Consider the following 6,334-nt stretch of genomic DNA (forward strand, 5'->3'; position numbering starts at 1 on the left):
CTGGCTTGCTTCCTGCGTGTGGGGTGAGTGTGTGTGGTTTGGGCCCAATCCATTGGGGCGGGGCCGCCTCCCTCTACCCCGGTTCCCCGGGCGCCCCGGCGGCCCGGCCGGCCGGCCCGCCCGCCGCTACTCGTCCGAGGCAGCCGCGGGCAGGGCCGCCGCCGGGCGCTGCCACCCGCGCGAGCCCCGCGCCCGCAGCCACGCCGTGGTCTCCTCCGGCGGCATCGCCGCCGCGACCAGCCATCCCTGTACGGCGTCACAGCCCAGGTCGCGCAGGCGTTCCCAGGTCTCGTCGTCCTCGACGCCCTCGGCGACGACGAGCAGCCCCAGCGAGTGCGCGAGGTCGACCGTGCACCGGACGATCTCCGCGTCCTCGGTGTCGATCGCCAGCCGGGCCACGAACGACCGGTCGATCTTCAGTTCGCTGACCGGCAGCCGGCGCAGATGCACCAGCGAGGAGTACCCCGTGCCGAAGTCGTCCAGCGACATCTTCACGCCGTGCCCGGTCAGCCCCGCGAGGGTGTCGGCGGCCCGCTGCGGGTCCTCCAGCAGTACGTGCTCCGTGATCTCCAGTTGGAGCGCTCCCGCCGGGACGCCGTGCCGGGCGAGGCGGGCGGCGACGGATCCCGCGAAGCCGGGGGTGTGCACGTCACGCGGGGACACGTTCACCGCGACCGGCACGAAGAGACCCTGCGACCGCCACCGCGCCACCTGCGCGAGCGCCGTCTCCAGCACGTACTCCGTCAGATGCGGCATCAGCCCGGACGACTCGGCGATCGCGATGAACTCGTCCGGCGGCACCCGCCCGCGCTCCGGGTGCACCCAGCGCACCAGCGCCTCCAGGCCGGCCACCTGCCCGTCGAAACGCACCTTGGGCTGGTAGTGCACCTCGACCTCGTGGGCGTCCAGCGCCCGGCGCAGGTCGGCGAGAAGGCCGAGGCGGTCCGGGGTGTTCGAGTCCCGCTTGGACTCGTACACCTCCACTCCCGTGCGGTCCCGTTTCGCCTGGTACATCGCCACGTCGGCGCGGCGTAGCAGGCCTTCGGCGTCGAGAGCGTGGTCGGGGAAGACGGCGACGCCCGCGCTGGCCTCCAGCACGAGGGTGAGACCGTCGAGGTCGAGGGGGGAGCTGAGCGCGGCGACCAGGCCGCGGGCGATCCGGGTCGCGGACGTCGTGGAGTCGGCGACCGGCAGTAAGACGGCGAACTCGTCACCGCCGAGCCGGGCGGCCTCCGCCCCGCGCGGCAGGGCCAGCCGCAGCCGGTCGGCGGTCTGCAGCAGCAGCCGGTCGCCCGCGAGATGGCCGAGAGTGTCGTTGACCGATCGGAACCGGTCGAGGTCTATCAGCATCAGGGCGGCGCGGGCGTCGATCCGCTCGGCGTCGTCCAGCGCGGTCCAGATGCGCTCCAGGAGCCACTGGCGGTTGGGCAGCCCGGTGAGCGGATCGCGCAACTGCTCCTCAGCACGGGCCCGGGCTATCCACAGGGTGGAGTCGAGGGCGATGAGGGGGATGGCGAACAGCGGCAGCAGAATCGGCTTGGCGACGGCGACCACGCAGATCAGGGGCGCGATGCCGAGCAGCGCGACGGCGACCAGGCCGTGCCGGGCCAGGGCGGTGCGGGCGATCGTGGGCAGTCCGCCCGCGCGGGGGGCGTGCAGGTACCACAGCAGGGTGCGGGAGACCGCGAGGTAGGCGGTGGCGACCAGGACCACCTCGGTGGCGGTGTAGAGGTTCCAGGTGGCGGGGCCCCAGGGGTCCTCGACGGACGGTACCCGGCCGAAGGCGGCCAGCAGGAGGGCGCCGGCGCCGATGCCGAGGATGTCCACCGCGCCGTGCAACACGCCCTGCCGCCAGCGGTGGCGCCGGGCTATGCCGACGAGCACGACGACGGTGAGGCTCACCATCCCGGCGGGCACCCAGCCGTACAGCAGCAGGACGGCGAGGGTGAGGGCGGCGCCGGAGCCGGTGCCGCCCCACCAGCGGGCGCGGCCGAGCGCGACCAGGTGGCCGACGATGAGGCCGGTCAGCACGGCCAGCGCCCAGCCGGCCGTGCCGGACGGGAACAGCGCGTGGTGGTCGGTGAACGCCTGCAGGAACCCGGCGCCGAGGGCGAACCCGGCCGCCGCGACGACCGCCGCGGGCAGCGCGGGCCAGGACAGGTGCCGTTCGGTGTCGGTCTCCGGCAGTCCGGCGGCGTGCCCGGCGGTGAGGGCGGCGCCGTGCCCGTCCAGCACGACGCGCTGTCCGGCTCCCGGGTCCCGCGTCGCCGCGGCACTCGCGCGCCAGGCCGAACAGAGGCCCCCTCGCCAGGCGCCGGCCATCCGGCGCAGCCGTGAGTACGGGGCGGCGCTCTCGGTCGGTTCCATTCCCGTCCCTCTCACAGCCGGCGGTGCCCACGCCACGCGGCCCGATGCCCGACAACCCTCAACGGCACCGCGTTTGGAAAACCGTTCCCCGTACTCACCGGGAGCAAGGGAATGCCCCAACCGCAGCTGGGCACGGCAGGTGCACACCTCAACAGTAGGCCGCAGAAGGCTTCCACGGGCAGCGGTCGTCGACGGTTGCCCGAATGCGCCCCGGCCGCCCGTATGCATCTGGTATGCGCCGATCGGGTGTTCCTCAACCGCTACTCGCCGGTCGGAAGTGCCACCTCCGACGCCGCCTCAGGCCCTTGCTCCAGCAGGACGTTGAACCCGTCCTCGTTCAGGACAGGCACCTTGAGCTGCATCGCCTTGTCGTATTTGGATCCGGGGTTGTCGCCCACCACGACGAACGAGGTCTTCTTCGACACCGAACCCGTCACCTTGGCGCCCCGGGTCTGGAGCGCCTCCTTCGCGCCGTCCCGAGTGAACTGTTCGAGCGTTCCGGTGACGACGACCGTGAGGCCTTCGAGGGGGCGGGGGCCCTCGTCCTCGCCGGTGCTCTCCTCCTCCAGGCGGACACCGGCGGCCTTCCACTTCCGGATGATCTCGCGGTGCCAGTCCTCGGCGAACCACTCCTTGAGCGAGGCGGCGATGATCGGGCCGACACCGTCGGTGGTGGCCAGCTCCTCCTCGGTGGCCTGCTCGATGCGGTCGACCGAGCGGAACTCACGGGCCAGCGCCTCGGCCGCGACCGGGCCGACATGACGGATCGACAGGCCGGTCAGCACGCGGGCGAGCGGGCGCTCCTTGGCGGCCGCGATGTTCTCCAGCATCGCGAGCGCGTTCTTCTTCGGCTCGCCCTGCTGGTTGGCGAAGACCGTGACGATCTTCTCCTCGCCGGTCTTGGGGTCCCGCTTGGGCAGACCGCTGTCCTGGTCGAGGACGTACGCCTTGATGGGCAGCAACTGCTCAAACGTGAGGTCGAACAGATCGCCCTCGTCCTTGAGCGGCGGCTCGGCGGGCTCCAGTGGCTTGGTGAGGGCGGCCGCGGCGACATAGCCGAAGTGCTCGATGTCCAGCGCCTTGCGCCCCGCCAGGTAGAACAGTCGTTCGCGCAGCTGTGCGGGGCAGGCACGGGAGTTCGGGCAGCGCAGGTCGATGTCGCCCTCCTTCATCGGCCTGAGCGCCGTACCGCACTCGGGGCACTCGGAGGGCATCACGAACTCGCGCTCCGTGCCGTCGCGCAGGTCGACGACCGGGCCGAGGATCTCCGGGATGACGTCACCGGCCTTGCGCAGCACCACCGTGTCGCCGATGAGGACGCCCTTGGCCTTGACCACGTCCTGGTTGTGGAGAGTGGCGAACTCCACCTCCGAGCCCGCCACCGTCACCGGCTCGACCTGCGCGTACGGCGTGACGCGGCCGGTGCGGCCGACACCGACGCGGATGTTGACGAGCTTGGTGTTGACCTCCTCCGGCGCGTACTTGTACGCGATCGCCCAACGCGGGGCGCGGGCCGTCGAGCCGAGGCGGCCCTGGAGACGGATCTCGTCGAGCTTGACCACCACGCCGTCGATCTCGTGCTCCACGGAGTGGCGGTTCTCGCCGTAGTACGCGATGAACTCCCGTACGCCTTCGAGGTCGTCGACCACCTTGTTGTGCCGCGAGGTGGGCAGGCCCCACTGCCCCAGCAGGTCGTAGGCCTGGGAGAGGCGGGTGAGGCCCTCGAAGCCCTCCAGGGCACCGATGCCGTGCACCACCATGTGCAGCGGGCGGGTGGCCGTGACGCGCGGGTCCTTCTGCCGCAGCGAACCGGCCGCCGCGTTGCGGGGGTTGGCGAAGGGCTTGTCGCCGGCCTCCACCAGCCGGCGGTTCAGCTCCTCGAACTTCTCCATCGGAAAGTAGACCTCGCCGCGGATCTCCACCAGGTCCGGGACGCGGTCGCCGTTCAACCGGTCCGGGATCTCGGCGATGGTCCGGACGTTGGGGGTGATGTCCTCGCCGCTGCGGCCGTCGCCGCGGGTGGCCGCGCGCGTGAGGCGGCCGTGCTCGTAGGTGAGGTTGACGGCGAGGCCGTCGACCTTGAGCTCGCACAGGAAGTGGTAGTCCTGCTCGCCCAGTTCGCGGGCGATGCGGTCGGCCCAGGCCGCCAGTTCGTCGTCGTTGAAGGTGTTGTCGAGGGAGAGCATGCGCTCGCGGTGCTCGACCGCCGTGAACTCCGTGGCGTAGGACCCTGCGACCTTCTGGGTCGGCGACTCCGGGGTGCGCAGCTGCGGGTACTCCTCCTCCAGCTCCTCCAGGGTGCGCAGGAGCTGGTCGAACTCCGCGTCACTGACGACGGGAGCGTCCTTCACGTAGTACCGGAAGCGGTGCTCCTCGACCTGCTCGGCGAGCCGCGCATGCCGCTCCCGTGCCTCGGCGGGTACCGCTGTGGACTCCGCTTGCTTGTCGCCGGCCACCGTATCGTCCTCCCGTTACTCAGGGTTGTCCGCGAGGGATCTCGCCGCCTGGACGCAGTGGGCGAGGGCCTGTCGCGCGTACGCGGGGGAAGCGCCCGCGAGTCCGCACGGCGGCGTTACCGTGACCGTCTCCGCGAGAAGCCCCGGAGACAGCCCCAGCCTGCGCCAGAGCGTCCTGACACCCATGACGCTACCGGCAGGGTCCGACAATGGGCCGTCCGTGCTCGGCACGACACCGATGAACAGCCGCGTGCCGCCCTCCACGGCCTCACCGATCGCGTCGTCGTCACGCTCGGTGAGCAGTGAGAAGTCGAAGGAGACGGCTGCGGCACCGGCCCGGCGCAGCAGCGCGAACGGCACGTCGGGGGCGCAGGAGTGGACCACGACCGGGCCGCCGTCCTGCACCCCGGCGACGTCGCGCAGGGTGGCCTCGACGAGCTGCCGGTCGACGGCGCGGTGGGTGCGGTAGCCGCTGGCGCTGCGGACCTGGCCGCGCAGTACGGCGGTGATGGACGGCTCGTCGAGCTGGAGCACGGGGTGGGCGCCGGGGACGCGCCTGCGGATCTCGGCGAGATGCTGGCGCAGGCCCTCGGTGAGGGAGCCGGCGAGGTCGCGGCAGGCACCGGGGTCGGAGAGGACCGCCTCGCCGTTCCTCAGCTCCAGCGCCGTGGCGAGCGTCCAGGGCCCGACGGCCTGCACCTTCAGCGGGCCCTCGTACCCCTGCGTGAACTCCTCCAGGGCGTCGAGGTCCTCCACCAGCCACGACCAGGCCCGCTTGGTGTCCCGCCCAGGCCGGTCCCCGAGCCGCCAGCCGCTGGGCTCCACGCGAGCGTACAGCTCGACGAGCATCCCGGCGGTCCGCCCGATCATGTCGGCGCCGGGCCCCCGGGCGGGCAGCTCGGGCAGGAAGGGAAAGTCCTCGAAGGACCCGGTGACGGTCTTGGCGGCCTCACGGGCGTCCCCACCGGGCAGGGAGCCGACCCCGGTGGCGGCACCGAAGCTGAACTGGCTGTTTTCGCTCACCCGGGCAGCCTACGGAACGACCGCCGCGACTTTCACCGCCCGGGTCGCACCGTCAGGTCGTTCACCTCCGCGTCCCTCGGCAGGTCCAGGGCCGTCAGGACGGTCGTGGCGACGGACTCCGGGTCGATCCACTTCGCGGGGTCGTACTCCTTGCCCTCCTGCTGGTGGACCTTGGCCTGCATCGGGCTCGCCGTGCGGCCGGGGTAGACCGAGGTGACGCGGACGCCGTTCGCGTGCTCCTCGTGGCGCAGCGAGTCGGCGAGGGCCTTCAGGCCGTGCTTGGAGGCCGCGTACGCGGACCAGTCGGCGTGGGCGCTCAGTCCCGCACCCGAGTTCACGAACACCACGTGGCCCTGTGCGGCGCGCAGTTGAGGCAACAGGAGGCGGGTGAGTTCGGCGAGGAGACCTCCCGGCTGAAGCACACGCTCGTCGCCACCGGCGAGACCCGCGGCTTCGAGGCGGCGATCCCCGACCACGAGGCCGCGCTG

Annotated in this window: 3 protein-coding genes and 1 pseudogene; all 4 read right to left on the reverse strand. The window is 72.1% G+C overall.

The genetic code is table 11. The features are described from left to right. Window positions 1-126: 126 nt before the first annotated feature. Entirely contained in the window at window positions 127-2,367 is a 2,241-nt protein-coding gene (locus AB0O67_RS35965) for a bifunctional diguanylate cyclase/phosphodiesterase (RefSeq protein ID WP_365459879.1), read from the reverse strand. A gap of 260 nt (window positions 2,368-2,627) precedes the next feature. Continuing rightward, on the reverse strand, window positions 2,628-4,823 hold the full coding sequence (gene ligA, locus AB0O67_RS35970; RefSeq protein WP_365459882.1) for an NAD-dependent DNA ligase LigA: 2,196 nt from the start codon (window positions 4,821-4,823) through the stop codon (window positions 2,628-2,630). A 15-nt stretch (window positions 4,824-4,838) separates the two neighbouring features. Then, window positions 4,839-5,846: a methionine synthase gene (locus tag AB0O67_RS35975; RefSeq protein WP_365459885.1), complete on the reverse strand. Its 1,008-nt coding sequence runs from the start codon at window positions 5,844-5,846 to the stop codon at window positions 4,839-4,841. A 32-nt stretch (window positions 5,847-5,878) separates the two neighbouring features. Then, a pseudogene (locus AB0O67_RS35980) lies at window positions 5,879-6,244 on the reverse strand (SDR family NAD(P)-dependent oxidoreductase); the annotation flags it as partial. Between the last annotated feature and the right edge of the window lie 90 nt (window positions 6,245-6,334).

Source organism: Streptomyces sp. NPDC086077 (assembly GCF_040686175.1).
Lineage (GTDB): Bacteria > Actinomycetota > Actinomycetes > Streptomycetales > Streptomycetaceae > Streptomyces.

Coding starts and splice junctions, on each gene's coding strand:
- AB0O67_RS35965 (WP_365459879.1), bottom strand. CDS start 2,367: ATGGAACCGACCGAGAGCGCCGCCCCGTACTCACGGCTGCGCCGGATG.